We start from the raw sequence: 25,445 nt of genomic DNA, 5'->3' as shown, positions 1-25,445 counted from the left end.
TGCTCCGTGGTCCCGGCCGCCGGTCCGTCCTCGCCCCTGGAGCGACGCAGCAGCATCCGGATGCCGCGCTCGCGCCCCGGGCGTCGCTCTCGGACGCCGACGAGGAGGCGATCCTGCGTCGTGCGCTCGACGTCGAGAGCGCGGCCGAGCGAGGCATCGAGCGGGAGGAGATCCAGCGTCGGCGCGAGGTCGCGAGCGAGCGCGCGGCGGAGGTCGTGCGGGCCACCCGGATCGCGAGGTGGGTGCTCTCCGACCGCCGGCGGGTCATCGCCGACGGCGCCTGGCGTCTCCTTCGCGAGCACGACCCGGCCACCGTCGTGGCCGTCGTCGACGAGGCGATGCGCCTGTCGGGCAGCGAGGTCACGTGCATCGACGCGGGCCACGACCCCGCGACCGGCCGGCCGTACGTGTCCGTCCTCGTGCGGTTCCCGCCCCCGGTCGTCGTCCCCGACGAGGTCCTCGAGCGGACGGCGACGGGCCGGCACGTCTGGCGACCGCGCACCGCACGAGAGCGCAACGTCGCGTACGCGTCGGGCCTCGCGTCGGCGACGCTCGCGGCCGCCAAGCACGTCGACAGCATCGCCATCGCGAGCGATGCCGTGCGCGTCGTCGTCGTGCGGCCGACGCCCAACGGCCGTTCGGTCGAGCCCATCTACGTCGGCACGCTGGACCGGGAGGACGTGTCGCTGCGCCACCCCGACGCCGACCCGATGCCGCTCGTCGTCTCCTCGGCGGTGCCGGGCGGCCTGCGGGTCGTGGGGCACCAGCGCGAGGTCATGGCGCTGGAACGGTCGGTCGACAGCGACGGGTCGATCGCCGACATCGTCGAGGCGTGCCGGCGCGCCCTCCACTCGGCCGGCGCCGAGCGGATGCCCGGCGCGGGAGCCCAGCAGGCGTGACGAGCGTGAGAGGCTGCGGCGTCAGCGCTCCGGTGCCGGACCGTCGACGTTGACCGTCGGAGTTCCGGAGCCGCAGCGGACGATGACGGCCCGCGACGACGCGTCGCCCGGGTTGGACTCGCGGTGCACGGCGCCGGCGGGGACGCGCAGGAAGTCGCCGGGACCCGCCTCGACGACGTCGCGACCGCCCGGCCCCGACTCGAGGCGCATCCGCCCGGACACGATGTAGAGCGTCGTGTCGTGCTCGCCGTGGTGGTGCCAGCCCGAGGTCGCCCCGGCCTCGGTGTCGACGGTGCCGGACCACATGGTCTCGGTGTGCAGCGCCACCTTCCGCGCCATGCCGGGCGTCGGGTCGGCCGGCGTGAGCTCGTCGCCGCCGACGTGGGTGCAGGGCGTGGCCGGGTCGTGCGGGTCGCTCATGGGCCCATCAAACCCCGGAACGGCCGCGTCCGGCAGTTCGGCGGCCCTAGCCTCGGGGGAGGCTCGACGTCGGGAGGTGCGGTGGCAGCGCGGCAGAGGGATGAGGCACGGGGGCAGCGGGTCGGACGCGTCGTCGTCGTCGGTGCGGGCACGGCCGGGCTCTTCACCGCCCGGGTGCTCGCGGACCACGTCGCGGAGGTCGTCGTCCTCGAGCGCGAGCGCCTTCCCGAGGACGTGCGCCCGCGTGGACGCGTGCCGCAGGGTCGGCACCTGCACCTGCTGCTGTCCGCGGGTCTGGACCGGCTCCGGGTGTGGTTCCCGGGGATCGAGGACGAGCTGGTCGGGCGTGGGGCCGTGGCCACGGACGGTCGGAGCGCCTACGTGCACCAGGGCGGGGCCTACCGCGCCCGCGGCGACTGGGGTCGCCCGGTGCTCAGCCTGTCCCGTCCGCTGCTCGAGGACGTCGTGCGGTCGAGGGTCGCCGCCCTGCCGAACGTCACCGTCGAGTCGGGGGTCCGGGTCGAGCGGGTCACCCTGTCCGAGACCGCCCCGGTGCGGGTCACGGGGGTCGTCGCCGGGGGCGTCGAGCGGCCGGCCGACCTCGTCGTCGACTGCTCGGGACGCAGCTCGGCCATCGCGCACGACCTCGTCGAGGCCGGGGTGGTCGTGCCGCCCGTCACCCGCGTCGGCATCGACATCGCCTACGCGTCCTGCCTGCTGCACCGCGGACCGGACGACTTCGAGGGCACGTTCGTCGTCTGCCAGGACAACCCGGGCTCCTTCCGCGCCGGTGCGGCGCTGCCGGTCGAGGGCGACCGGTGGCAGGTCACGCTCGCGGGCGTGCACGGCGACTCGCCGGGGTCCACGGACGCGTCGATGCGGGCCTTCGCGGCGGGGCTGCCCTCGCCCGTGGTGCGCCAGCTGCTCGACCGCTGCGAACGGGTCGGCGACGTCGAGACGTACCGGTTCCCGTCGAGCCAGCGGCGCCACCACGAGAAGGTGCGCGACCCCGTGCCCGGCATCGTCAGCCTCGGCGACGCGGCGTGCAGCTTCGACCCGATCTACGGGCAGGGGATGACGTCGTCGGCGTTGCAGGCGGAGGCCCTCGGCCGGGTCCTGACGGAGCTGGTCGCGCGCTCCGATGCCGCCGGCCTTCGCTCGCCTGACCTGCCGAAACGCTTCTACCGCAAGGCAGCCCGCGTCATCGACGCACCGTGGCGGATCGCCGTCGGCGGTGACTTCGGGCACCCCGCGACGACCGGACCGCGGCCGCCCGGGTCGTCGGCGCTCAACGCGTACGTGCGCCGCGTCGTCCGCGCGAGCCACTCCTCGGTCGAGGTGGCGCGCGCCTTCAACCGCGTCGTCCAGCTGGCCGACCCGCCGACCGCCCTCGCCCGGCCGGTGCTCGTCGCGCGCGTCGTGCGCCACGCCGGGCGCTCGCCCGTGGCGACCGGGGCGCCGGTCGTGCACCCGCGCGTCGGCCCGCCGTCTCCCTGAACGACCTCTCGGCGCGCTCAGCATTGCGTCGCCTGGTGGGGCACCGCATACGGTGGTCTCGGCCCGTCCCCTGCCAGCGAGGACCAGCACCATGAGGACCGACCACTTCATCCGCTTCGAGCGCGTCGACTCGGTCGAGCAGGTTGAGCACGGCCTGCGCGCCCGCCTCCACGGCGAGACCTTCCTCGTCGAGGCGGTGCGCGACGACGTCGTGCGGCTGCGGATGAGCCGCGGCGGCGCCTTCGACGAGAAGCCGACCTACGCCGTGTGCGTCGACGCGCTGTCCCGGCCCCTCGGCGGTGGTGTCCAGTGGTCGGTCGAGGAGGGGCCGGATGCCTGGCGCCTGCGCACGGCCGGCCTCGTCGTCGCGCTGTGGCTCGACCCGTTCCGCGTCGACGTGCACCGCACCGACGGCTCGCCGGTCGTCGAGTCGGCGCCGGACGCCGAGGGCCGGTACTGGACGTACGCGACGCTCAACGACGCGTGGACGACGCGGCGCCGCATCGGCCGCGACGACGCGATCTACGGCCTGGGGGAGAAGGGCGGCCGGCTCAACCGCCGCGGCCGCGACTTCACGCTGTGGAACACCGACGTCCTCAACGAGCACGCGACCGCCGAGTTCCGCGCCGGGCTCGCCGCCGACGACCCGCGGGCCGACATGACGAGCACCGAGTTCGACCCGTACTACGTGTCGATCCCGTTCTTCCACCACCGCTCCGCCCAGTCCGGTGCGGTGGCCGGCTCGTTCGTCGACAACGGCTACCGCGGCCACTACGCGTTCAGCGACGACGACGAGTACCGCATCTCCTTCCAAGGCGGGCAGTGGGCCGAGTACGTGTTCGCCGGGCCGTCGATGGCCTCGGTCATCGAGCGGTACACGTGGCTCACCGGGCGCGCGTCGCTGCCCCCCGTCTGGGCGCTCGGCTACCACCACTGCCGCTGGCACGCCTACAAGCAGCAGGACGTCGAGGTGATCGCCAAGCGCTACCGGGACGACGAGTTCCCCTGCGACGCCATCTGGCTCGACATCGACTACATGGACGGTTACCGCGTCTTCACCTGGGACTCCGACCGCTACCCCGACCCCGCGGGCATGCTCAAGGGCCTGGCCGACCAAGGCTTTCGGACGGTGACCATCGTCGATCCGGGCGTCAAGCACGACCCGGGCTACGAGGTCTACGACGACGGGCTGGAGGAGGACGTCTTCTGCCGCACGGAGGGCGGTGACACGTACATCGGCCAGGTGTGGCCGGGCAACACGGTCTTCCCGGACTTCGCGACACCCGAGGCCCGTGCCTGGTGGGGCGAGCTCAACGCCCGCCACGTGGAGTCGGGACTGGCCGGCATCTGGAACGACATGAACGAGCCTGCGACCGGCGAGATCCCGCCGGGAGCGATGCTCTTCGACAAGGGCCGCGCCACGCACGAGCGCTTCCACAACCAGTACGCGATGCTCATGGCGATGGGCACGCTCGAGGGACTGCGCAAGGTGCGGCCCGAGGCGCGCACCTTCATCCTGTCGAGGTCCGGGTTCGCCGGCATCCAGCGGTACGCCGCCAACTGGATGGGTGACAACCAGGCCCGCTGGGACCACCTCTGGGTCAGCATGCCGATGGCCTGCGGTTTCGGCCTGTCCGGCCAGCCCTTCGTCGGTGCCGACATCGGTGGCTTCCAGGGAGACACCAACGCCGAGCTCTTCCTGCGGTGGATGCAGATGGGCACGCTGACTCCCTTCTGCCGCAACCACTCCGAGACCGACAACATCGACCAGTACCCGTGGTCGTTCGGGCCGGAGATCCACGAGCTGGCCCGCGAGGCGGTCCGGCTGCGCTACCGCCTGATGCCGAACATCTACTCGGCCTTCGTCCGGGCCTCACAGACCGGAGAGCCGGTACAGCGTCCGCTCGTCCTCGACCACCAGGACGACCCGGCCGTCATCGACCTCGACGACCAGTACCTCTTCGGCCGCGACCTGCTCGTCGCACCGGTGTACGAGGCGGGCGTGACGTCGCGGACCGTGTACCTCCCCGACGGCCACTGGTACGACTGGCACACCGGCGAGCTGCACGAGGGACGGCAGACGATCACCGTCGAGACGCAGCTCGAGCGGATCCCGCTCTTCGCCCGAGCGGGCGCCGTCGTGCCGATGTGGGAGGAGGCCCCGGCGTCGACCGACGGCTACGCGCCCGAGACGATCGAGCTGCACGTCTTCGAGCCGGTCGTGGACGGACGCTGGACCTCGACGCTGGTCGAGGACGACGGCCTCACCGCGGGCGAGGGCGTGCCGCAGCTCGTCACGACGGTCACCGTGACCCGCGCCGACGGCGAGACGACCGTCGCCCACGAGACGTCGGGGGAGCCGCATGCGGGTCACCGGCGGAGGTCCTTCCGCGAGGTCCGCCACACGGCCTTCTGAGCATGACCGGCCCGCGTCGAGGGCCGACGGTCGAGGGCCGACCGCCGCGCCGGCGGGTACGGCCGGGTAGCCGCCGTCGAGCGGGCGCGTCCACCGCGCTCGTGGGTTGAGGCGCCGCGAGCGTGGGGTAAGGATGCCGACATGGCCGACGACGCGAAGTCCTCGGGTGGCGAGAGCCTCCTCACCGTCATCGTCGCGCTCGCGGCGAACACCCTCATCGCGATCGCGAAGTCCGTCGTCGCCGCGATCACCGGCTCGGCGTCGATGGTCGCGGAGGCCGCGCACTCGTGGGCCGACGCGGGCAACGAGATCTTCCTGCTCAAGGCGGAACGCCGTGCCGCGAAGCCGCGTGACGCCCAGCATCCCTTCGGCTACGGCCGCGAGGCGTACGTGTGGTCGATGTTCGCGGCGTTCGGGCTGTTCGGCGCCGGGGCGGTCGTGTCGGTGTGGCACGGCATCCAGGCGCTGACGTCGTCGGAGGCCGAGACCGACTACGTCTGGGCGTACGTCGTGCTCGGCATCGCGTTCGTCCTCGAGAGCATCTCGTTCGTCCAGGCCACGCGGCAGACGCGCGCCGAGGCCAAGCGGCGCGGGCTGCACTCGCTGCCCTACCTGGGCTACACGTCCAACCCGACGCTGCGCGCGGTGTTCGCCGAGGACGCCGCGGCGCTCATCGGCATCCTCATCGCCGGCGCCGGCATCATGCTCCACCAGCTGACCGGCAACGCCGTCTGGGACGCGCTCGGCTCGATCCTCGTCGGCCTCCTGCTCGGCGTCGTCGCGATCTACCTCATCGGCCGCAACCGCGACTTCCTCGTCGGCGAGACCGTGCGGCCGGAGCTGTGGCGACGTGTCCTTGGGGAGCTGCAGGGCAGCCCGGAGGTCGAGCGGGTCACCTTCCTGCACCTCGAGTTCGTCGGCCCGAGCCGGATGCTGCTCGTCGCCGCCGTCGACCTCGTCGGTGACGAGACGGAGTCGCAGGTCGCCGCGAAGCTCACGGCGATCGGCCGCCGCATCGAGGACTCCGACGTCATCGAGCGCGCCATGGTGACGCTGTCGCGCCCGGACGCCCCCACCCTCGACGCCGACGCTGCCCCCGCCGCCTGACGCGCCTCGCACGCGCTCGACGCGTCGGCACGTCTGGCGCTCTGCCTACTGCCGCGGGTGGCGCGTTGCATGGTGTTCGGGGCTGCGTCATTTGATCCCCTGACGCGCGTCGATTGCCATGCGTCAGGGCGTCGTCTGACTAGTCTGCGACTGTCATTGCGGCCCGACGGGCTTCCTCACGGACATGCCCCCACACCGCACGAGTCACTTCGTGCTGCCAGGGGACTTGTCCGTGCACCTTCTCCGCACCTCCGTACGTGGCTTCTCATCGTTAGAAGCCCATCTCGCCGACTACATCGCTGAGCAGATGAGCATCCAGACCGGTAGGCGCCCCGCGGCCAGCGAGTCACGGTCCTGGGAGCGCAGCCTGCCAGCCCTTCGAGCGGATCTGGTGTCGGCCGGGCTTGACGACGTCGAGATGCTCATCGAGTACCAGCTCCCTCTGACGAGCAAGCGTGCGGACGTGGTGCTCGCTGGCGTTCATCCGAAGACCGGTCAGCCGTCCTACGTCGTCGTGGAGCTGAAGCAGTGGAGCGCTGCCGAGCGCTTCGAAGACAGCGACACGCTCGTGACTGTGGAGCAGTACGGGCACCGAGCGGTGACCCACCCGGCCCTCCAGGTCGCCGACTACTGCGATTACCTGTCGTCCTTCACAGTCATGCTCGCGGAGCAGTCTCACTCCTTGGCGGGCGTCGCATACCTGCACAACGCAACCGACCAGGGCGTCGCCGATCTGCGGCGTCGAGCGAGCACCAAGCAGAGTGCTCTGTTTACGGGGCAGGACCGGGGAGCCTTCGTGGAGTACCTGCGTTCTCTCCTCGCCCCGGGTGAGAGCGGGGCCGAGGCCGCAGATCGCCTTCTGCGCAGCAGAATCTCTCCGAGCAAGCAGCTCTTGGCCGTTGCCGCAGATGAGGTGCAGCGTCGCGAGCAGTTCGTCCTGCTAGACGAGCAGCGCGATGCCTTCGAGCACGTGATGCACGCGGTCAATCGCGCCCGGCGGTCGAATACCAAGACGACCGTCGTCGTCAGCGGCGGGCCGGGGAGCGGCAAGTCAGTCATTGCGCTGTCGCTGATGGGAGAGCTCTCCCGGCAGGGACGGTCAGTCATGCATGCGACGGGCTCCAAGTCGTTCACCCAGACGCTCCGCAAGGTCGCCGGCAAGCGCGCGCCGGCGGTCGCCAAGCTATTCACCTACTTCAACTCCTTCATGACCGCGGAGCCGAACGATCTGGACTGTCTGATCCTCGATGAGGCTCATCGCATTCGTGAGACATCGGTGAACCGCTACACGCGCAAGGAGCTGCGCAACTCCGGGCGGCCACAGATCCACGAGCTGCTCTCGGCCGCGCGTGTTCCGGTGTTCCTTCTCGACGAGCACCAGGTCGTTAGGCCCGGCGAGATGGGTACCGTTGACGACATCGAGGCTCACGCGGCCGCGCTCGGCATCCGCGTGGAGCACATCAACCTCAACGACCAGTTCCGGTGCGGCGACTCCGAGGCGTATGTCGACTGGGTTCAGCGTCTGCTAGGGCTGAAGCCTGGAGGTCCGATTCCGTGGCGTGGTGACGACGGCTTCGATGTGTCCGTGGTGGATACACCGGAGGAGCTCGAACACGTCCTGGCCTCCCGGAATGAAGACGGCTACTCGGCCAGAATGGCGGCCGGCTACTGCTGGCCCTGGAGCGATCCGCGCTCCGACGGGTCGCTGGTGCCAGACGTGCGGATCGACGGTTGGGCACGGCCGTGGAACCTGCGTGGTGAACGCTCCGTGGGCGGTGCGCCGCCCGCAGCGCTCTGGGCCAGCGATCCTGCGGGCTTCGGGCAGGTCGGGTGCGTCTACACCGCACAGGGATTCGAGTACGACCATGCGGGGGTCATCATCGGACCCGACTTCGTATGGAGAGATGGCCGGTGGTCGACCGTACGCGAGGCCAATCGCGACCCGGACTTCCGCAACCGCACCAAGGTCACCGATGCCGACTTCAATCGCTTGGTTCGAAACGTCTACAAGGTGCTCCTTACGCGTGGAATGCAGAGTGTGACCGTCTACTCGACGGATGCGCAGACGCGCGAGTTTCTCCGCAGTCTGCTGGTCGCGCGGCCGCAGCAGCAATCGACGCTGAACGTCGCGAACCACGTCTGACGTAACTCTCCTTGCTGGAAGGACTGCCCGCGAAATCCCGGACAGGCCTGCTGCGCGAGCTTGAAAGCATGGTCCGCCTTCCCGTCGAAGCTGCGGCCTGCGTCCCGAAGCGCCGTTTGAGTTTGAAGCGACCGTCCCCTGGGAGCCATATCTCCCCGGATATGCCTTCGCAGGACGTAGCGATGGCCGAGCTCAGTGCTTCAGTTGAACATGGCGTCATTACGGTCGACGCCGCCGTCCGCCCATCGGCTGACTTAACTCACGATCAAGCCGGCCATATGGCGCACCGAGAACGTGGAGTAAGGAATCATCGTGTTGGGTCCAGGGACCAGCGACGTTGTGGGAGGGTTCGGTGGTGGGCTCTGACTTCTCGACCGATCTGAGTGTGCTGGAAGACGGGCCCGCACATGCGTTTCGCGATTGGCCCGGTCGGCACTTTCCGGTTGGCCCGTCGGGCGTCTATACCGTCTGGAACGGCAACGCGTTTCTTTACGTGGGCATGGCCTGGGCCCATCGTGATGACGGAAACCCTCGGGCGACAGGCGTGTTCGGACGGTTGAAGTCCCATGCCAGTGGCCGCCGTTCCGGGGACCAGTTCGCCATTTATGTCTGCGACCGGTTCGTGATTCCAACGTTGACGGCGGAGGACATGACTGCCCTCGGCCGCGGGGAGCGAATCCTGGACGCCCGTACACGGCAATACATTGCCGACCATTTGAGCTACCGCGTCGTGGTCACCCGAGACGGCCCGTCTGCGAGAACATTGGAATCCCGCGTTCGCAGGGACGGCCTCCCCCGGGCGGGCCGGCCCCTGATCAATCCCTGACGGTGCTCTTCAGCAGGTCACCCGGTGCCCCGGCGCCCTGACCTGCGCTGGCCGCGCGAGCACACAGATCGCGATTGCGCCGGTCCGCACTGTTCGAGCACGGTGGCTGGATCGTCCAGAGACATGGGCCCCCCAGGTCCCCGTGGCGAATTCTCGACTTCGTTCCTACTTTCACACATCAGGACTGGACCAGAGCCGCGGCGTTACGAGGGTCCGTCGTTCGTCCGACGCTTCGGCGTCACGGCGTCGCCCTCCTCCGCGGTCGGAGCCGCGAGGCCGAACACACCTGCGGCACCGGCAGGTCGAAGTTGCGCAGGCGTCGGATCAGCCGGGCCGAGCCGACTATGGCGCTCCGTTTGGTCGTGCGAGCCGGAGTGCTCGTCGATCTTGGCCGGCGTGAGCAGCCCGAACACGTGAGAGCCCTCTCGGAGGGACAGTTGTCGCGCCCATAAGTCATTCCCGATGGGAGGCGACCCCGTAACCAATCGCGCCTTGAGGCCGGCCTCAGCGAGAAGCCGTGGGTGGCCACGGTCGTGTCGGCGCTCGCATCCCTCCACCACCTTCTAAGCTCGGCCGGGTGAGTGGGTCCAAGTCGGTCATTTCGGTCGTCGGGGCGGTCATCCTTTCGGACGACAAGGTCTTGTGTGCACGCAGGACAGCGCCCGGGAAGCTAGCCGGCTATTGGGAGTTCCCAGGCGGAAAGGTCGAACGCGAAGAGACGCCTCGACAGGCCCTGGTTCGCGAGATCGACGAGGAGCTCCGGTGCGCGGTTGTCGTAGGTGCAGAGATCGAGACGACCCGCCACGAATACGACTTCGCGACGATCGTTCTTACCACGTTCTACTGCAACCTGACCGCCGGGCAGCCACACCTCACCGATCATGACGAGCTGCGCTGGTGCACCCCAGAGGAGATGGGCGACCTCAAGTGGGCACCCGCGGATATCCCTGCCGTTGAGCGCGTGAGGCGTGAGCTGACGCATGACGACTGACTTCAACTGGCTTGGTGACCTCTCCCTGGACGTCCAGTTCGGCTACCTCGGCACGGACCAGATCGCGCCGCGCCGCCGCCATCCTCAGCTCGTGTACAACGAGGCGGACAACACCGCGTTGCGCGTCATCCGAGAAGAGCTCGCCACGTGTGACAGGTTTCTCTTCTCCGTGGCATTCGTCTCGCTTCGCGCCATCGCCTTGCTCAGGACCGATCTCCTCGAGTTCGAGGGGCAAGGGCGCATCGTGACGTCCGACTATCTGGCCTTTAACTCGCCGGCGGCTTTTGCTGAGCTCCTCCGCCTGCAACGGCACGGGATCGACGTCCGGATCCATCGATCGCAGGCGTTCCACCCGAAGGGCTATGTCTTCGAGCATGGCAACTCGGTCACGGCGATGCTGGGAAGCTCGAACCTCACCGAGACAGCTCTCGTAAAGAACCACGAGTGGAATCTCCGAGTTTCGGCCGCCCGTTCAAGTGACCTGGGGGTGCAGTTGCGAACGCTCTGTGATCTGCAGATGAGCGAGTCCGCTCCGTTGACGCAGGACTGGGTCGACGACTACTCGAGCAGGTACACGGCGCCGCCGCCTCGGCCACAGCGGACACCCGACGCACTTGCGAGCATCAGCACCATCGACATCCCTGAACTTCCAGAGGTAAGCCGCGAGCTTGTCGACCGACAACCTCTTGGCCAAATCGGGGACGTACCGGCGGAACGGGTGGCGGTGCCGTGCGTCCTGCCCAACCGGATGCAGCGGGAGGCTTTGGCGGCGATCGCCCAAGCTCGCGCCGATGGTGCGTCGCGCGCAGTCGTTATCTCGGCAACCGGCACCGGCAAGACCATTCTCTCCGCCCTCGACGTCAAGGCCGTGGGCCCCGAGCGCATGCTGTTCATCGTTCACCGGGAGCAGATCCTGGACCGCACGATGGAGGAGTACGCACGCGTGCTCAACCGGCCTAGGAGCGACTTCGGCAAGCTAGCTGGGGGTTCGAAGCAGCTTGATCGCCCCTTTGTCTTCGCCACCGTCCAAACCTTGTCCAAATCTGGGACTCTCGAGTCCATCGACCCCAAGGCGTTCGAGTACGTGCTAGTCGACGAGGTGCACCGCGCAGGAGCGTCCAGCTATCTCAAGGTCCTCGAGCACCTTGAGCCACAGTTCCTCCTCGGGATGACGGCAACCCCTGAGCGCACCGACGGGTTCAACGTTTACGAGCTCTTTGACTACGTCGTCCCGTACGAGATCCGGCTCAACAAGGCCCTCGAAGAAGAGATGTTGGCGCCGTTCCACTACTTCGGCATCGCTGACATCTCCTTTGACGACGGCACGAGCACGGACGAGTTCACCCTGCTCACCAAACTGGCATCCCCTGAACGTGTGCGGCACGTCCTCGCTGCCCTGGAGACCTACGGCCAGGCCGGCGTACCACCACGTGGTCTCATCTTCTGCAGTCGCACGGAGGAAGCGCACCAGCTCTCGCAGGCGTTCAATGTGTCGACGCTGAATGGACGGCAGCTGAGAACTCTCGCCCTCACCGGTGACGACACCATTGCGGCCCGCGAAGCAGCCGTGGATCAGCTTGAGCGGGGCGAGATCGACTACATCCTCACGGTGGATGTGTTCAACGAGGGCGTCGATATCCCCAGCGTCAACCAGGTGATCATGCTTCGCCAGACGCAGTCCGCCATCGTGTTCGTGCAACAGCTCGGGCGCGGACTGCGTAAGGCGCCGGGAAAGGAGTATCTGGTAGTTATCGACTTCATCGGTAACTATGCGAACAACTACCTCATCCCGGTCGCACTCTTCGGCGACGAGTCGCTGAACAAGGAGTCGATCCGCCAGAACCTCATCGCCGCAGAGGAGATCGGCGTCGTCGCCGGACTCTCGAGTGTTCGCTTCGACAAGGTGGCGGAGGCGCGCGTCCTTGCGTCCATCAGCCAAACTCGTCTCGATGCCATGCCCAAGCTGCGCGCCGCGCTCACAGCCATGCGGGATCGTGTAGGCCGCCTTCCTCGCCTGTGGGACTTTTGGCGATTCCAGGCGACTGACCCGGTGGTCCTGGCCACGTCCCGGGAGCACTACCCCGGGCTGCTTCAAGCTGCACTGAAGGAAGCCTCCGACTTGACCCCGCGTCAGGGGAAGGCCCTCGAGCTGTTGTCCCACGAGGTTCTACCAGCCAAGCGCGCTGGTGAGGCGCGCCTCCTGCAGGCCCTTCTGACGCGAGAGTCGCTTACTCGGGACGATGCCAGAGACGTTGTCGCCGTCGACGGCGAACTCGTGCCGGATCGCCTCCTCGACAGCGTTATTGACACCTTCACGCTCGAGCAGCACGCAGAGGCTGACCAGAAGCGCTACCGGACCGGGATCGTCGAGCGACGAATCGACGGTCGCATCGCCCTCACCGCTGCATTTCGCTGGGACTATGCCTGCTCCGAGTTGTTCCGCTCGCATGTGGAGGACGTCGCGAAGACTGGCGAGGCGATAGCCACTGCGCTGTACGACGAAACCCGCTACTTCACCGGAGGGCGTCGGTACTCGCGCAAGGAGGTGTGCAGGATTCTTGGTTGGCCTCGGAAATGGACGTCGACGCTCTACGGCTATCGAGCTGACGTCGAATCGGGAGAGTGCCCCATCTTCGTCACGCTGCACAAGGGCGACGAGATCACGTCGAGCACTGCGTACGAGGACTCGCTCCTCGATCAGTCGACGATGCTGTGGTACACCCGGTCGCGTCGAACCCTGTCCAGCACCGAGGTGGACCACATCGTCCAGGGGCGGGTGAGGCTGCACGTCTTCGTCAAGAAAGATGACGCCGAAGGATCGCAGTTCTACTACTTGGGCGACGCGAAGCCCTTGGATTTCGAGGAGACCACAATGCCGGATGACGCCGGGAAAGCTCTGCCCGTGGTCCGGATGCACCTGAAGTTCTCAGAGCCCATCCAGGCTGGGCTCTTCGACTACTTCCACCCAGTCGTCACAGTGTGATGGCAGCGCCTGGCGGCGCTGGGTGGGGTGGCCCTGAACGACCTCGACGGGCGCCGTTTGGCGCGGTACCTGAGGCGCGTCGGGTCTGGAGCTTTCCGAGCTAGAGCCGAGCGCGGTCGGCTATGACTGCGGCCTGCACGCGGTTGTCGACTCCGAGTTTGGCGCAGGCGCTTGCCACGTGGGTCTTGACCGTTGTCTCGCTGACGTAGAGCTCGCTCGCCAGCTCGGCGTTCGACAGGCCGCGCGCCAAGCCCGCGACCACCTCGCGCTCGCGCGGCGTCAGCGCCGCCACGAGACGGGCGGCCTCGGCCCGCTGCGCCGTCAGCGGGTCCTCACGGACGTGCGTGAACAGCTGCGCGGCCGTCTTCGGCGACACCGCGCCGAGCCCGCCGGCGACGTTCCGGATGCCGCCACAGATCTCTTCCGGCGACGCGGTCTTGAGCAGGAACCCGTCGGCGCCCGCGGCCACCGCGCGACGCGCCACGTCGTCGGTGTCGAACACCGTGAACATGAGCACCTTGGGTGCTTCGGGCCGCGCCTTGATGGCGGCAATCGCGTCGATGCCGCCGACCCGCGCCATCCGCACGTCGAGCACGACGACGTCCGGGCGGTGCGCCTGGATCGCGCCCACCACCTCGTCGCCGTCGCTCACCTCGGCCACCACCTCGAGGTCCGCGGCCACACCGAGCATGAACCGCAGCCCCGTCCGCACCACGGGGTCATCGTCCACGAGCATGACCCGGATCGGGCGTCGGGTCTCAGCGTCAGTCATGGATCGCGTCCCTGTCTCTGTCGGGTTGGTGCCACGGCAGCCGGATCGACACCCGGAAGACCCCGTCGGGGTCGACGCCTGCGGTCATGTCACCGCCGTAGTGCTCGACGCGCTCGCGCACGCCGCTCAGCCCGACGCCGCGCCGCGCGGCCCGCGCGCCGTCGGCCCCCGCGTCTGTCGGCGGCTGACCGGTCGCTGGAGGCAGGTGGTTGGCCGTGGCGATGACGAGATGTCCCTCGGCCGGGCCACCGGTGACGCTGAGGCGCACCGGCACGGTGGCGGCGTGCTTGCGGGCGTTGGTCAGCAGCTCCTGCACGATGCGGTACGCCGCCTGTGCGATGTGCGGGTCGAGCGCCTCCCCGTCGTCGACGAAGACCGTTGCGATGAGCGGCATCCCGGCCGTCACCGAGTCGTCGACGAGGGCACGGACATCCCTCAGCGTCCGCGTCGGGGCGGCCACGTCAGCATCACCCGGATTGCGCAGGAGGTCGAGCAGGCTGTGCAGCTCGTTCACCGAACGTGCTGCCGTCTCGCGCACGACCTGCGCGGACTCACGCATCTGGGACGCCGCGGTGTCGGTGTCCGCCTGCGGCGCGGCCGCGTCGGCCATGGCCTGCAGCGCCCCCGCGTGGACCGACAGGATCGACAGGTTGTGCCCGAGGCCGTCATGGATCTCGCGGGCCAGCCGCTCGCGCTCGGCCTGCCTGGACACCTGGTCGGTCAGCGAGGTCACCGCCTCGCGCTCCTCAGCGACCACGACGTTCGCCGTTCGCAGGTCGGCCCGGGTGCGCAGCCACAGCCCGATGCCGGCGAACGCTGCCGTGAGTACCGCGGTCAGCACGAGCGGCACGTAAGCGGCGACCGCTCGCCCGTCCTGCGCAAAGAGCGTGCCCCAGAACGACGTCGCGGCCGGCGTGCCCATGAGATCGCGCCAGACCGACACCCCGGTGGCGGCGAGCACCACGGCGCCCACCCAGATCCACGCCGACCGGGGGCGTATCAGCACGACGCTCATCAGGCCGATGAGGGCGAAGGTCGGCCCGAGCACCACCAGCGCACACGCCGAGCCGACCAGCGCCGAGGCCACCGCCCAGCGCTGACGCCACTGGACGCCGACGGCGAGGCACGTGCCGAGGAGGAAGACGAGCATCCCCGCGCCACTCGACTTGTCACTCGTGCTGACGACGTGACCGAGGGCGGCGTTGGCTCGGCCGTCGAAGGCGATCGATGAGTACACCGCGTCGAAGAGGACCAGCACGACCAGCCCCGACGTCCGCAGCCGACGCAGCCTGACGTCGCGGCGCGTGGAGTCGCGAGCGCCAGGGGGTGGACCAGCCGTCATACGCGAAAGATATGCCACGGCGCCCACCGTGCACTCGCCCATTCGGACACTTCGGGCGAGCGCTTCTCATCCTTTCGGTCAGGCGGTCCGGCCCGCTCTGCCGAGGTGGCGGAATGGGTCCCCGCGCGAAGGTCTGGTCTGCAACAGACCACCCAGCAAGGAGCGTCCATGAACAGCGACCAGACCCAGTCCAGCCAGACCCCGTCCAGCCAGCATCACGGGTCCTGGCAGCCGCCTGCCATCCCTGCCCCGCCGGCCCCCGAGCCGCCGCGCAAGAGCTGGTTCGCCCGCCACAAGATCCTCACCGGCCTGCTGGCCCTCCTTCTCCTCGGCGTGCTCACCCAGGCGTTCGGCAAGAACGCCGGGACGACGCCGACCGTCACCACGGGGGCCACCGCGTCCGAGGCAGGGGCGTCCGACGAGGAGTCGGGTGACGCGTCAGGCAGTGGCTCGGGGGAGCAGGCGCCGGCCGGCGCGAAGGTGGGCCAGAAGGTCCGCGACGGCCAGTTCGAGTTCACCGTCACGAACGTGAAGAAGGGCGTCAAGAGCGTCGGCAGCCAGTACGCGAACCAGAAGGCGCAGGGACAGTACGTGCTCGTCGACGTCACCGTGACCAACATCGGTGACAAGGCGCAGCTGCTCGCCGACTCGTCGCAGAAGGTCAAGGACGCCAAGGGCCGCGAGTTCTCCACCGACACCACGGCCGGGATCTACCTCGAGGACAACAAGGTCTTCCTCAACGAGATCAACCCCGGCAACACCGTCAAGGGGACGCTCGTCTTCGACATGCCGAAGGACGCCAAGCCCGCGTCGATCGAGCTGCACGACTCCCCGTTCTCGGACGGGGTCACGGTCCGGCTCGGCTGACGCTCCCGAGCCGGACCGACGGGTGGGGCCACGCAGTGAGGGGGCGCGGCACCCACCCCAGTCGTGGCGAATGTCACGGAATGCGCAATCTGCCGCCTGTGACCGTCCTGCGGCCGAGGATGAGTCCGCCGAACCCCAAGAAAGAGAGACATGAGCACTCACACCACCCGCACTACCGACGCCGCCATCCAGCCGGCGCTTCCCACCTCGGACCGCGCGGAGCGTCCCTTCCCGAACCGCAAGCACGCCCGTAGCGGCTGGCTGGCTGCCGCTGCGATGACGGTGGCCGTCGGGGCACTCGCGAGCTGCGGCGGCAGCGCCTCGCCGACCCCGGCCGCGTCGACCGTCGTGGTCACGCAGACCGTCGCGGCTTCGGCCCAGACGGTCACCGAGACGGTTGAAGCCGCCGTTCCCGCCGACACGCCGGAGACCACTGCAGCCGTGGTCGACTCGCAGGCCAAGTCGCCGAGCAAAGTCACGGTTCCCAACGGCGTGGGCATGAACTACCAGGACGCGCAGGACGCTTGGCGCGCAGCCGGACTGCACGTTGCCCCGGCCAACGACGCGACCGGCGCCAACCGGATCCCCGTCCTCGACGCGAACTGGGTGGTCCTCGCCCAGGACCTCAAGCCGGGTAGCAAGGTGGCGGCTGACTCCTTCATCACCGCCACGATCAAGAAGTACACCGACAACTGACGCTGGTCGGCGGCCCCGCTCCCCCGAAAGTCGCGCCTCGAACGCGCTGTCAGGCGGGGAGCGGAGCAACGGGCCAGCAGACGACGGTCCGGTGGTCGAGGAGGTCCTCCTCGTCGCCGCGGGGCAGGTAGCGCTCGCGGACGGGGCCGTCGCTGGCGATCGCCTTGTCCACGACGGTCGTGCCGAGGGCGCCGTACGCGGTGTCGAGGTCGATGAACGGGCCGTCGTGGGTCGTCGTCGCGAGCCGGCCGCCCGGCACCTGCTCGGCCCCCGGCGTCCCTTCTGGCACCGGCAGGTAACACGTCAGCTCGGCCGCGCCCTCGGTGAAGAACTCGGTCGGGAACAGCGTCCCGTCCGGCCCGGTCCGCTCCACCCCGGCCCACCGCAGCCGCGCGTGCAGGTCGGTGAACGCCTGCACCCACCACGCCGGCGCCTCGTCTCCAGCGACCGCGCCCCGCGTCACGAACGCCCACACCGTCGGCTCGTCGACCACCGTCACCTCGAGCGACGGCCCGCCACCGACGAGCAGCCGCCGCAGCGACTCCACCGTCGCCTGGGTCTGCTCGAGCTGGCGCGTCATCCGGTCCAGGTGCTCGGCGATGACCGCGTCGCGCGCCTCCGGCGTCGGGGCCGCGAGGACCGCACGCACCTGCGGCACCGGCAGGTCGAGGTCGCGCAGGCGTCGGATCAGCTGGGCGGAGCCGACCTGGTCGGGCGTGTAGTAGCGGTACCCGGAGTGCGCGTCGATCTCGGCCGGCGCCAGCAGCCCCACCTCGTGGTAGTGCCGCAGCGTCTTGACGCTGAGAAACGTCATCCGGGAGAAGTCGCCGATGCTCAGTCGCGTGCTCATGGACACAGGCTCGACTCTCCCACAGGGGGAGACTCAAGCCGCCGACACCGGCCGCGACGAATTCCGTTGCAGCGCTTGACTCTCCCCCTGCCGGAGACCGGAGAACGGAGTCATGACACAGACACCGACCCGCTCCAGCGCCACCAAGCGCCCAGCGCCAGCCGCCACCCGACGCGTCCCCGAGGCCACCGCCACCCCCGACCCCACCACCACCCCCGACGCTCCCGCGACATCCGCGCCCGACGCTCCGAGCCGCCTGCCGCTGTTCGTGCTGCTCGCGGGCAACTTCGTCAACGTCCTCGACTTCTTCATCGTCAACGTCGCCCTCCCGTCCATCGAGCGCGACCTCCACGCCACCGCCACCGCCCTCGAGTGGGTCGTCGCCGGCTACGGGCTCACCTACGGTGCCATGCTGCTCGCCGCCACCCGCCTCGGCGACCGGTGGGGGCGCCGCCGCATGTACGCCGCGGGCACCGCGCTGTTCGTCCTCACGTCCGCCGCCTGCGGCCTCGCCCCCACGATGGACGTGCTCGTCGCGGCCCGGTTCGCCCAGGGCGTCGCTGCCGCGATGCTGACGCCGATGGTCCTCGCCCTCATCGGCGACACCTACTCCGGCGCCGCCTACCGCCGCGCCCTCGCCGCCTACTCCACCGCGATGGGCCTGGCTGCCGTGTCGGGCCAGCTCATCGGTGGCCTCCTCATCCAGCTCGACGTCTTCGGCCTCGGCTGGCGCTCGATCTTCCTCGTCAACGTGCCCGTCGGCGTCGTCTCCCTCGCGCTGGTGCGTCGCGCCCTACCCGACGTCCGTCCCCACCGCGCCGCGCACCTCGACGTGGTCGAGCTGGCCCTCGCCACAACGGTTCTCCTCGCGGTGCTCCTGCCGCTCATGGAGGGCCAGAGCCACGGCTGGCCGCTGTGGACGTGGGTCAGCCTCGCCGTCGGCGTGGTCCTCACGGTCCCGCTCATCGCCCGATCAAGGACGCTTCACCGACGCGGCGCCGACCCGCTCCTTCGCGTCGCGCTCACTGCGTCGCCCGCCCTGCGACACGGCCTGGCGCGCCAGTTCTTGCTCTTCCTCGGGATGGCGTCGTACTTCATGGTGCTCGCCCTCTACCTGCAGGCCGACCGTGGCCTCGGAGCCCTGGCCTCGGGTGCGCTGTTCGGCCTCGTCGCCCTGCCGTACCTCGCCGGGACGTCGAAGGCGGCGTCGCTGCTCGCCCGCTGGGGCCGACGCGTCGGGCCCGCGTCCGCGCTCGTGTTCCTCCTCGGGCACGTGCTGACGTGGGTCGGCGTGGCCGACGCCGGGGCGCACGGCTCGGTGCTGTGGCTGGCTCCCGGGCTCGTGGTCTCCGGGTTCGGTATGGGCGTGTGCCTCACGGCGCAGATCGGCGCGGTCATGTCGCAGGCGAGACCGGCGGACGCCGCGATGGTGAGCGGCACGATGTCGACGGTGCAGCAGCTCGGCAACTGCATCGGCGTCGCCCTCGTCGGCCTGCTCTACTTCGCCGCGACGACTGCCGGCACCGGTGTCGCCTTCCAACACAGCCTCGTCTATCTCGCAACCGTCATGGCCCTGCTCGCCCTCGTGTCAGCGTTGCCGCCGCGTCGAGCGTCAACCGTCACTGCGTGAGTCGGCCTCATGCCGAGCCGCGCTGCACGTCGCTCTTGACGTGCGGTGCGGTGCCGCCGTTCACGGCCAGGGGAGCAGCTCCTGTGCGACTGCGTCGGGCCGATCGGAGAGCCGGTCGACCTTCCGCAGCCCGAAGACGCGTCGAGGGTAGACGTGCTCGGTCTCGTTCTTGAAGGCCGGAGGGACGAACCACTTGGGGATCGGGACGGCGGCGAACTGCCCCATGCCGGCCCAAGCCATGCACACCAACAGCCACAGGAGCACGATCTTGTCCACGATCCCTCCGTTCGTGCCTCCGGCGCTGATCCACAGGCCCACCGGCGTGAAACCGAAGCCGAGGCCCAATCCCGCGACGTACCCGCGGTCGGGCAGGTGCGCGTACCTGAACCGCCCGCGGTACATGCGCTTGGGCTGCGAGATGCTGAGGTAGCTGATGGGGAGGAAGCCGTCGATCACCAGTACGAGCACCCACGGGGGCCACGACTCCATCAGTTCCACACCGCCTGGAGCGGCACGGCAACGGTGTGCTTCGTGTCTTGCCGCGTCGGTGCCAAGCCCACCCGCGTGTTGACCCACCGACCGGCCTGCTGCCCGGCGGCCGTGCCGGCAGCGCCACACGCGGGTGCCAGAACCGGACCGAGGACCGGTACCCGCGAGCACGCAGCGCCTGCCAACGCTCCGCCGAAGCCGGCGATCCCGCCCTGGACGAGTCCGCGGGAGAACAGCTTCCACGTCGGCATGTTCGAGTACTTCCTCGAGTCAGAGTCGAGCTGGCTGGCCGTCGTCGTCACGCCGGTGAGACCGATCCCGGCCCAGCCGGCCACCTTGTCGGCCTTCGTCAGCGTGTCGACGGTGCGCCGGACGGCAGGGTTGCCCGCCGCGCGCGACACCATGCCGCTCGGGTGCAGGGCGCCCGTCAGGCCGTACTGCGTCGCGGTCAGCGCGGCGCCGGAGCCCCAGGCGATCTTGTCGATGACGCTCGGCCCGGGGATGATCCCGGCATCGGTCAGCTTCTGCTCGAGCGACCACTCGGGCAGGCCGGTGTCGACGTCGTCATAGACATCGACGGCCACCGTCTTGCACTCGGGCGGCACGAGCTCGGTCCTCGTCAGGGGGAGGTCGCCGAGGAGGTCGTGCAGAACGCCCTGGGCGGTGTTCGGCCCAGGAAGGGTGACCTCGGTGCTGCCACGCAGGGGAGTGGCGGCCAGGGACAGCAGCCGACGCGCCAGCGCCCGACGCTTCAGGCCCAGCTGCGTCAGGGCCGCCTCGTACCGCGACCGGGCGAGGCGCTGGCGTCGGTCTCGCTCGTCGGTGAAGGTACGCTGTCGTTCCGCCTGCGCGACCGGGTCGAGCATCGGGAACGTCGTCGCGAGAATCCGCTCGTAGTCGCGCTGGGCGGCCCCCTGCTCGGCGATCGCGCGCCGCGCGACGGTCTGCGCCTCCTCCAAGGCGACAGCGAGGGCGAGCAGCTCGACGCCGGCGCCACCGACCCGCTCGAGCAGCAGCCGGGTGCGCGCCGCGAGCACGTCGGCCTCGCGCTGGGCCGCGGTGGCGGCGTCACCCTGCCACACGGCCGCGATGATCGACGCCGACCGGCCGCGCACGCCGGGCGTCTGCAGCCCGGTCTCGGCCACCCTGCCCAGACGGCGTGCCGCCGCACGCAGCGACGCCGGGTCGCCGTTGGGGACGGTCATCGGGCCGTGCGGCCCTTGCGGAGTCGGCCGCATCAGAGTGTCTGTCCCGCAGAGCCGGTCGGTGCCGGCCTGCCCGTGAGGCCCAACGCCTGGGCCACCTCGAGCTCGGTCTCCCTGCCGGTGAGGCCCACCCAGGACACCTTGCGGCCGAGGGCGGCGAACCCGCCCGACGCGGTGTGCAGGGACATCGTCTGGGCGCCGGCGAACTCCTTCGCGGCCGCCGCGAGGACCGGGTCGTCGTCACCCACCCCTCGCTGCAGCACCCCTGCGGTGTAGGCGAACGCCTCGGCGCAGTCCTTCAACGTGGTGGCGGTGAGGGCCAGCGTGTCACCGGCCCCACCCGCCCCGTCGGTGTCGATCGCGTAGGACATGCCTCGAGGCTAGGGACATCCCGAACACCCCGCCCGCCGTCATCCACAGCCTCGACGCCTCACCAGCCCGACCACGATGAGTGGGGGTCGACGGCGGCGGCACGACGCGTCGCGTACAGGAGCATGTGTTGCCGTCACGGGAGCGCGCAACAACACCCTTCGTCAATTCGGCTGTGTGGCAGAAGTCTTCCCAAATGTTGGCCAACGCTTTACCTGACGGGGCGTAGCGTCCGGGACGCGGCGCCAGTCAGGTTGGGAGGCCTCGACGATCGCGCCGCCGACCCCATCGACGCTGCGCCGGGCGTCCACACACCCCACCCTGGAGGACCCTGTGAAACGCTCGGCTCTGTCTCTTGCTGCCGTCGCCGGCGCCCTGATGCTCGACCGGTGACAACGGCTACGGCATCGAGTCGCCGGCCTCCTTCGACAGCGTCGTCGCCGTCGGCGGCACGAGCCTGACCCGCGCGGCGGGCACGGCTCGCGGCTGGACGGAGAAGGCATGGAGCGGCGCGGGCAGCGGCTGCTCGACGAAGAACGCCAAGCCGTCGTGGCAGACGTCCGCGACGCAGTGCTCGGGCAAGGCCAACGCCGACGTCTCGGCCGTGGCCGACCCCAACACCGGCGTCGCCGTCTACGACTCGACGTCCTACCAGGGCCGCAGGGGCTGGCAGGTCTACGGCGGCACCAGCGCCTCTGCCCCGATCATCGGCAGCGTCTACGCGCTCTCGGGCAACACCGCCGGCTACCCGGCCTCCTACACCTGGGCGCACACGTCGGGCCTGAACGACGTCACCACTGGCACCAACGGCACGTGCACCCCTGCGGTGTGGTGCACCTCGGGCGCCGGCTGGGACGGCCCGACCGGCCTCGGCACGCCGAACGGCACCAGCGCCTTCTGAGCCCGTACCTCCGACAGGCGAAGGGGCCCGTCCCGGACGGGCCCCTTCGCCGCATCCGAGCTGTGGATCCGTGGGCCGAGCGCGGTCGCCGCTGCTCTCGGCCTGCTGGCTGGGTACGGACCTGCCATGGCTGACACGGCAATCTTCGACGTCGACGGAACCCTCGTGGACACCAACTACCAGCATGCCCTTGCGTGGTTCCGGGCCCTGCGCCGCTTCGAGATCACGCGGCCGATGTGGCGCATCCACCGCGGCATCGGGATGGGCGGGGACCTGTTCGTCTCGGCGGTCGGAGGCCAGGAGGTCGAGGAGGCCCACGGCGACGCACTGCGTGAGGCATGGGCGGAGGAGTTCGACGAGCTCATCGGCGAGGTGCAGGCCTTCGAGGGCGCCCGCGAGCTGCTGGCCGACGTCAAGGAGCGGGGCTTCCGGCTCGTTCTCGCCAGCTCGGGCAAGAAGAAGCACGTCGAGGCGTTCCTCGACCTCATCGACGGCACGTCCCTCGCCGACGCCTGGACGACCTCGGACGACGTGAAGAACAGCAAGCCGGAGCCCGACATCGTGTCGGCGGCGCTGGCCAAGGTGAACGGCGACAGCGGCATCATGGTCGGCGACTCGATCTACGACGCGCAGGCGGCGGCCAAGCTCGGCATCCCGACCCTCGGAGTCCGCACCGGAGGGTTCTCCGTCGGCGAGCTGCAGGAGGCCGGCGTCCTGCAGGTGTTCGACTCCCTGGTCGCCTTCCGCTACGCCCTCGACGGCACCCCGTTGGCTCGCGCCAGCCGCTGAGGGGGCTCGGGTGGACGTGCGCGTGGGGCTGTGCCCAGGACAGTCTCCGACTCCTCGTACGTACGAAAGACGCCGGGGTCACGCCGAGGCAGCGGTCCCCCCGTGCGTGTCGGAGGGGCGGCGCTCGCCGAGTCCGGCCATGCCCCACCGCACGGTCGCCGCACCGAGGTACCCGAGCGGCCGCCCGACCAGCCACGCGACCGGGTCCGGCACCGGCAGCCCCAGCATCTGTCGGGCCCACCCCGGCAGCAGCGACACCCCGCCGGCCGCCAGGGTCGCGTACCCGGGCCTCGCCACCAGCGGCAGCGGCGGGTACAGCAGCAGGAACCGCGCCGCCTCACGCGCCGCGTCCGACGCCTCGAGCTCGGGCCGGTACGACTCGAGCACCGCGCGCAGCTCCGCGACCGACGCGGGCGGCGTCGGCACCCCCAATCGGGCCGCCGGCACCCCCGCTTGGCGCACGTACAGGTCGGCCTCGGCGGGCGTCAGCGGGGCAGCCGAGAAGGCCTGGTACGCGCGCAGGAACGAGTCAACCTCCGCGACGTGCACCCATGTCAGCAGGTGGGGGTCGCTGGCCCGGTAGGCACGCCCCGACGCGTCCCGCCCGCGGACCCGCTCGTGGATCGCCTGCACCGCCGCGATGGCCTCCTCGGCGTCCTCGACCGTGCCGAACGTCGTCGTGGCGAGGTAGTGGCTCGTGCGCTGGAGCCGCCCCCACGGGTCGCTCTTGTAACCGCTGTGCCCCGCGACCCCGGCCATCGCGAGCGGGTGCAGCATCTGCAGCAGCAGCGACGTGAGGCCACCCGGGAACATCGACGCGTCGGCGTGCACCCGCCACACCGGGTCCGACGGCCCGAACCACCGCTCGCCCTGCGCACCCCAGATGCGCTGCGCCCGCGCCGGCGCGTCCTGGCCGGCGACCTTGTCGCGCAGCATCGTCCCGAGCCGGCGCTGGAGTGCGCGCGTCACCGGTTGGAGCGTCATGAAACCACGCTAGGCGACGCATCCCGCAGGCCCAAGCGCAGTGTCCAACGTTCGCCGCGATGCGTCCCGGCGCCTGTGTTTGAGCCCCCGACGCCTCGTCCGGGCGGCAGCGTCAGTCGAGCGTGATGCGGATGCCGGCCCGTGGCTGCCGCTTGACCGCCCACGACGTCGCGGCGGCGATCGCGTCGCCGAGCCGGGCCAGCGGGTACTTGCGGCCCATCGCCCGCTTGACCGCCGCGACGCCCTCCGGCGTCCGGACGACGCGTGCCGTGCCCTTGTACGCCGGCGCCCCGGGCGCGACGCGTCCGCGGATGTCGCACGGCCGCAGCTCGACCCGCTTCGTGTGGGCCAGTCGCTTGAGCTTGCCCGCCGGATCGACGGTGACGACGACGAGCTCGCCGCCGTCCCGCGCGATCCACACCGGCGTCGCGACCGGCGTCCCGTCGCGGCGGAACGTCGTCAACGAGACGTACCGGTGTGCGGCGACGACCTCGGGGTCGCTCGGTGTCTCCATCCGCCCACCCTAGGTGCCCAGTGACAATGGGGCATGGCGCTCGCGCTATGCCTCCTGCTCGACCGGCCGTCCGAGCGGACGGTCATCCGGCTCTGGGAGCGCCTCGAGCAGCGCGGCATCGCCACCCTCCTCACCCACACGCACGGCCGGCACGTCCCACACCTGTCGTACGCGGTGCTCCGCGAGTGGGATCTCGATGCCGTCCTCGCGACTCTCACCGCGCTGCCGGACGCCGGACCGGTCGAGGTCGCGGTCCAGGGCACCGTGGCCTTCCCCCGCGGACGCGCCGCCCTGGCCTGCTCGGTGACCTCCGCGACCGCCGCCCGGCAGGAGTGCGCCGTCGCGGCCCTGCGCGCCACCGGTGCGGACCTGCACCGCCACTACGAGCCCGGCCACTGGGTGCCGCACGTCTCCGTCGCGACCGGCCTGTCCGCCGCCCAGCTGCCGCTCGCCGTCACCGCCGTCACCGACGTGCTGCCCCTGACGATCCGCTGCGACCACGCCGCCCTCGTAGACACCGCCGACGGACGCCGCTGGCCCCTCGCCGGCATCCCCTGACCGGACCTCACGGGGCCCAACCGGACCCCACCCCGCCGGGCCGCCGAGCCGCCGAACCGCCGAGCCGCTGAGCCGCCGAACCGCCGAACAGGCACGCTCCTCCCGCAACACACCGAGTAGTTGCCAACCGGTGCGAGGTATTCCTGGGCCCGGTTGGCAACTGTCTCTTATACACATCTGACGCTGTCGACGACGGA

24 protein-coding genes are annotated in these 25,445 nt (G+C 70.1%); 14 read left to right on the top strand and 10 right to left on the bottom strand.

The window, feature by feature from the left end; all coding sequences use genetic code 11:
• Positions 1-899, top strand: an 899-nt coding sequence (locus tag ACPYOM_RS11325; protein WP_481346013.1) for a hypothetical protein, incomplete at its 5' end; no start/stop codon positions are given.
• 21 nt (positions 900-920) lie between these two features.
• Here ACPYOM_RS11325 and ACPYOM_RS11320 read toward each other — a convergent pair.
• The gene (locus ACPYOM_RS11320; protein ID WP_481343178.1) at positions 921-1,319 is read right to left on the bottom strand and encodes a cupin domain-containing protein; all 399 of its coding nucleotides are present in this window, start codon (positions 1,317-1,319) and stop codon (positions 921-923) included.
• Positions 1,320-1,400: 81 nt separating this feature from the next.
• Here ACPYOM_RS11320 and ACPYOM_RS11315 point away from each other — a divergent pair, with 81 nt between their 5' ends.
• The 7 genes from ACPYOM_RS11315 to ACPYOM_RS11285 all read left to right on the top strand — a co-directional run bounded on the left by ACPYOM_RS11315 (position 1,401) and on the right by ACPYOM_RS11285 (position 13,282).
• On the top strand, positions 1,401-2,816 hold the full coding sequence (locus tag ACPYOM_RS11315; RefSeq protein WP_481346012.1) for an FAD-dependent oxidoreductase: 1,416 nt from the start codon (positions 1,401-1,403) through the stop codon (positions 2,814-2,816).
• Between the two features lie 91 nt (positions 2,817-2,907).
• Entirely contained in the window at positions 2,908-5,232 is a 2,325-nt protein-coding gene (locus ACPYOM_RS11310) for a glycoside hydrolase family 31 protein (protein ID WP_481346011.1), read from the top strand.
• A 141-nt stretch (positions 5,233-5,373) separates the two neighbouring features.
• Positions 5,374-6,339: a cation diffusion facilitator family transporter gene (locus tag ACPYOM_RS11305; RefSeq protein WP_481346010.1), complete on the top strand. Its 966-nt coding sequence runs from the start codon at positions 5,374-5,376 to the stop codon at positions 6,337-6,339.
• A 307-nt stretch (positions 6,340-6,646) separates the two neighbouring features.
• Positions 6,647-8,482, top strand: a complete 1,836-nt coding sequence (locus ACPYOM_RS11300; RefSeq protein ID WP_481346009.1) for a DNA/RNA helicase domain-containing protein — start codon at positions 6,647-6,649, stop codon at positions 8,480-8,482.
• A gap of 355 nt (positions 8,483-8,837) precedes the next feature.
• Positions 8,838-9,308, top strand: coding sequence for a hypothetical protein (locus tag ACPYOM_RS11295; protein ID WP_481346008.1), 471 nt, complete (start codon positions 8,838-8,840; stop codon positions 9,306-9,308).
• Between the two features lie 577 nt (positions 9,309-9,885).
• Positions 9,886-10,299, top strand: coding sequence for a (deoxy)nucleoside triphosphate pyrophosphohydrolase (locus ACPYOM_RS11290; RefSeq protein ID WP_481346007.1), 414 nt, complete (start codon positions 9,886-9,888; stop codon positions 10,297-10,299).
• A complete protein-coding gene (locus ACPYOM_RS11285; protein ID WP_481346006.1) occupies positions 10,289-13,282 on the top strand; it encodes a DUF3427 domain-containing protein in 2,994 nt (997 codons plus the stop codon). The genes ACPYOM_RS11290 and ACPYOM_RS11285 overlap by 11 nt, the downstream gene beginning before the upstream one ends.
• Before the next feature lie 100 nt (positions 13,283-13,382).
• Here ACPYOM_RS11285 and ACPYOM_RS11280 read toward each other — a convergent pair whose 3' ends face one another.
• Positions 13,383-14,054, bottom strand: a complete 672-nt coding sequence (locus tag ACPYOM_RS11280; protein WP_481346005.1) for a response regulator — start codon at positions 14,052-14,054, stop codon at positions 13,383-13,385.
• On the bottom strand, positions 14,047-15,396 hold the full coding sequence (locus ACPYOM_RS11275) for a sensor histidine kinase (RefSeq protein WP_481346004.1): 1,350 nt from the start codon (positions 15,394-15,396) through the stop codon (positions 14,047-14,049). The genes ACPYOM_RS11280 and ACPYOM_RS11275 overlap by 8 nt, the downstream gene beginning before the upstream one ends.
• A gap of 168 nt (positions 15,397-15,564) precedes the next feature.
• On the opposite strand from ACPYOM_RS11275, the gene ACPYOM_RS11270 reads away from it, so the two are divergent.
• Together ACPYOM_RS11270 and ACPYOM_RS11265 are read left to right on the top strand one after the other, a co-directional pair.
• A complete protein-coding gene (locus tag ACPYOM_RS11270; RefSeq protein WP_481346002.1) occupies positions 15,565-16,263 on the top strand; it encodes a DUF4352 domain-containing protein in 699 nt (232 codons plus the stop codon).
• A gap of 150 nt (positions 16,264-16,413) precedes the next feature.
• Positions 16,414-16,959: a PASTA domain-containing protein gene (locus tag ACPYOM_RS11265; protein ID WP_481346001.1), complete on the top strand. Its 546-nt coding sequence runs from the start codon at positions 16,414-16,416 to the stop codon at positions 16,957-16,959.
• Between the two features lie 49 nt (positions 16,960-17,008).
• Here the strand turns inward: ACPYOM_RS11265 and ACPYOM_RS11260 are convergent, their stop codons facing one another.
• Complete coding sequence (locus ACPYOM_RS11260) at positions 17,009-17,809, bottom strand: MerR family transcriptional regulator (RefSeq protein ID WP_481346000.1); 801 nt, start codon at positions 17,807-17,809, stop codon at positions 17,009-17,011.
• A 112-nt stretch (positions 17,810-17,921) separates the two neighbouring features.
• On the opposite strand from ACPYOM_RS11260, the gene ACPYOM_RS11255 reads away from it, so the two are divergent.
• Positions 17,922-19,439, top strand: a complete 1,518-nt coding sequence (locus tag ACPYOM_RS11255; protein ID WP_481345999.1) for an MFS transporter — start codon at positions 17,922-17,924, stop codon at positions 19,437-19,439.
• A gap of 60 nt (positions 19,440-19,499) precedes the next feature.
• Here the strand turns inward: ACPYOM_RS11255 and ACPYOM_RS11250 are convergent, their stop codons facing one another.
• The 4 genes from ACPYOM_RS11250 to ACPYOM_RS11235 all read right to left on the bottom strand — a co-directional run bounded on the left by ACPYOM_RS11250 (position 19,500) and on the right by ACPYOM_RS11235 (position 22,084).
• Positions 19,500-19,928, bottom strand: coding sequence for a hypothetical protein (locus tag ACPYOM_RS11250; RefSeq protein ID WP_481343227.1), 429 nt, complete (start codon positions 19,926-19,928; stop codon positions 19,500-19,502).
• Positions 19,928-21,133, bottom strand: a complete 1,206-nt coding sequence (locus ACPYOM_RS11245; RefSeq protein WP_481345998.1) for a hypothetical protein — start codon at positions 21,131-21,133, stop codon at positions 19,928-19,930. Before ACPYOM_RS11245 ends, ACPYOM_RS11250 begins: the two co-directional genes overlap by 1 nt.
• 32 nt (positions 21,134-21,165) lie before the next feature.
• Complete coding sequence (locus tag ACPYOM_RS11240) at positions 21,166-21,504, bottom strand: hypothetical protein (RefSeq protein WP_481343225.1); 339 nt, start codon at positions 21,502-21,504, stop codon at positions 21,166-21,168.
• 397 nt (positions 21,505-21,901) lie between these two features.
• Positions 21,902-22,084 (bottom strand): hypothetical protein, encoded by a 183-nt coding sequence (locus ACPYOM_RS11235; RefSeq protein ID WP_481345997.1) that lies wholly within the window; start codon positions 22,082-22,084, stop codon positions 21,902-21,904.
• Positions 22,085-22,106: 22 nt separating this feature from the next.
• On the opposite strand from ACPYOM_RS11235, the gene ACPYOM_RS11230 reads away from it, so the two are divergent.
• Positions 22,107-22,403 carry a hypothetical protein gene (locus ACPYOM_RS11230; protein ID WP_481345996.1) on the top strand — a complete coding sequence of 99 codons (297 nt, stop codon included), beginning with the start codon at positions 22,107-22,109 and terminating at the stop codon, positions 22,401-22,403.
• A gap of 126 nt (positions 22,404-22,529) precedes the next feature.
• Positions 22,530-23,192 (top strand): HAD family hydrolase, encoded by a 663-nt coding sequence (locus tag ACPYOM_RS11225; protein WP_481343223.1) that lies wholly within the window; start codon positions 22,530-22,532, stop codon positions 23,190-23,192.
• Positions 23,193-23,270: 78 nt separating this feature from the next.
• Here ACPYOM_RS11225 and ACPYOM_RS11220 read toward each other — a convergent pair whose 3' ends face one another.
• Entirely contained in the window at positions 23,271-24,176 is a 906-nt protein-coding gene (locus ACPYOM_RS11220) for an oxygenase MpaB family protein (protein WP_481345995.1), read from the bottom strand.
• Between the two features lie 112 nt (positions 24,177-24,288).
• The gene (locus tag ACPYOM_RS11215) at positions 24,289-24,690 is read right to left on the bottom strand and encodes a PPOX class F420-dependent oxidoreductase (RefSeq protein WP_481345994.1); all 402 of its coding nucleotides are present in this window, start codon (positions 24,688-24,690) and stop codon (positions 24,289-24,291) included.
• Positions 24,691-24,723: 33 nt separating this feature from the next.
• On the opposite strand from ACPYOM_RS11215, the gene ACPYOM_RS11210 reads away from it, so the two are divergent.
• Complete coding sequence (locus tag ACPYOM_RS11210; RefSeq protein WP_481345993.1) at positions 24,724-25,248, top strand: 2'-5' RNA ligase family protein; 525 nt, start codon at positions 24,724-24,726, stop codon at positions 25,246-25,248.
• Positions 25,249-25,445: the final 197 nt, after the last annotated feature.

This window comes from Monashia sp. HAY1-2A (assembly GCF_056755315.1).
This window is presented reverse-complemented; position numbering and strand designations above follow the sequence as displayed.